Source organism: Bradyrhizobium sp. Ken51, assembly GCF_055807435.1.
Map to the genome: position 1 here is coordinate 1 of NZ_JBVVPB010000103.1, position 2159 is coordinate 2159.

The window sequence follows — 2159 nt, forward strand, 5'->3', positions numbered from 1 at the left end:
GGAGTCCACCCACACGATCGAGATCGATGAGTTCGTACCGAAGACCGACATCGACAGCCGCTATCTGATCCGCCCCTGTGTATGATTCCCTTGGGCGGGGCTTGATTCGTCATGCTGGAAGCCATTCTCCTATTGCTGGGAATTGGGGCCGCGGCCCTTCTGCTGATCGCCTTCTGGGGACTGCAGCATCACGTATGACTGCGCCTCGGGGGCCTAGCGCCTTGAGGGCCGCCGGTTGACGCAGCGTGCTTGCTGCACGCGACTGTGATGACTGTTAGGAAACGCCCTGTGAAGTAGTTCACAAGCGGGAGGTATTCCTGAGCCTAGCGTGCGCGCTTCCACTGGAGGGAAGCGCAATGAAGTGGAACTTGGCAACCTATCGAATGCTCGCGCTGACGGCCGCTGTTCTGGTGGCGGCTGGTACTACCATGGCCGTCGGTACTCCTCGTGGAGTCCATGAACCAATGTTGGGGTCCGAGTGGCAATGCAGCCGGACCATGCTGGTCGTGACCACGTGTGCGCACTAGCATTGATCGGATAGCCGCAGACGCGCTCGGCAAAGCTAGCGGGCGCTCGTTCACACATCTCGGCCTTCACGCATGTCGACCTAACAATCGGTTAACGAAGAACCCGTAGCGTGTTCCGCCGTTGACCTGCATCCCGTCACGCATGACGAGCTGGGTCTAGGACGGGGCCGAAACCATGGCGGACCTAAGGGATAAATTGGACAAACTCCGTGCGGATGCCGCGGATTTGGCCCTTATGAGCAGGCGATCGAGCGACCCGCAAAAGCGCGCACTTTTCGAACGCTTGGCAGATGAGCTCGCCATAGAGGCTCTCGAACTCGAGCAGGTGGTGAAGCTGCAAAGCCGGCGCTCCGGTCACAGCGACATGGATAAAGTCGTGCCCCTCCACGTGCGTCCAGATCGTCGCTGACCCGATCCCGCTTCCCTTTTTGGGCCACCGCCTCAACTCGCGGCCTCTCGTTCACAGCTCGCGGTCTTCATGCGACAAAGCCTTGCGGTCTGTCCGGATTTCGGTCTACAGGCCAAACTCCGTCGGCTGCCGGGCCGGCCGGGGCGCTGCTTCGTCCCATTAGGCGGCTTGGCCTGGGGCGACGTCACGATTGCCAGAAAGTTGCTCTCGCAACCGAGGAGAGCCTCGCGTTGAGCGTCGCCAACAGCTTCCCGGGGCCGATCGGCTCGCGCCTACTCTGTCGTCGTCCCTTAGAGGGTACGGGCTCGCTCGTACGCCTTTTCGCGAGTTAGATTTCGCGGAGCGTCGATTAGGAAATCATCCAACTTCCGGCCCCCTCGTAGCTGCGGCCGCAGCCATCGAGGCAGTCTGCCGCGGCCGGACCATGTCTCCGCCGGGTTCTTTGGGTTGCTATATTTGGGGCGAACGGGCGGGTATGGACGGCGTTTACGATCGAACCGTACAGCTTTCTCGGCCAGTCCAATTTTGCGGAGCCGCTCCTCCAACCGTGCTTTTTGCATCCAAATTTTCTGATTGAGGGTGGCGGCGACCTGTTGGTGAAGTCTCCAAAGCTCGTCAAGGGAAAGCGAATTGAAATGCTCGGTGTTCATCGCTCGATCCAATTTTGGGGGAGGGCCCAGGCAGACAAGTCGGGAATGAAGGAGCAGACAAGCCGTGAGTTAAATAGTCGTCGTACAATCCACATTTAAATGAGGAGGTAGAACGGGAGAAAGGCGCGACGGCGGTAATATCGTGACGGAGCATTTAATTTGGTGCGAGGCGAATCCTCACTCCGGCCCGCACACCGGCATCATATCATCCACAACCTACCGCTCGACCAGTTGCTCTTTCACATTGCCAGCGCCATTGCGAAGGTGAGCGCAAACACCGCAGCGAGTGATCAACCAGGCGGCCGCGCCACGGATCGCGAGCGGGGCCGACGCCCAAAGCAACGCGTGTGGCTCGATTTAATCGAACGCGCCGCCGGCTTTACAACTGAAGAGTGTTGGATGGCCTGTAACTCGGATGCGTAGAGGCACAATTAATCCATCACGTTGCCAGATTTAAGCCGTATGGGGGCCCATGTCGCCGCAAAGGCTCGTGCCGAGTAGGGGGCGCAACACCGGGAGTTTTCGATGTCCCGTCATTTGCGATTTTACTTCGCCGGTTTGGTCCTTGTCGGA

At 59.2% G+C, this 2159-nt stretch carries 1 protein-coding gene; it reads right to left on the reverse strand.

Annotated features, from left to right (window positions below; genetic code table 11):
* Positions 1-1226: 1226 nt before the first annotated feature.
* Entirely contained in the window at positions 1227-1586 is a 360-nt protein-coding gene (locus AC0L27_RS40960) for an H-NS histone family protein (protein WP_473323755.1), read from the reverse strand.
* Positions 1587-2159 lie beyond the last annotated feature (573 nt).

What these genes read in the sequence shown, in the direction of transcription:
- AC0L27_RS40960 (WP_473323755.1), bottom strand. Translation starts at nt 1,586, where the DNA reads ATGAACACCGAGCATTTCAATTCGCTTTCCCTTGACGAGCTTTGGAGA.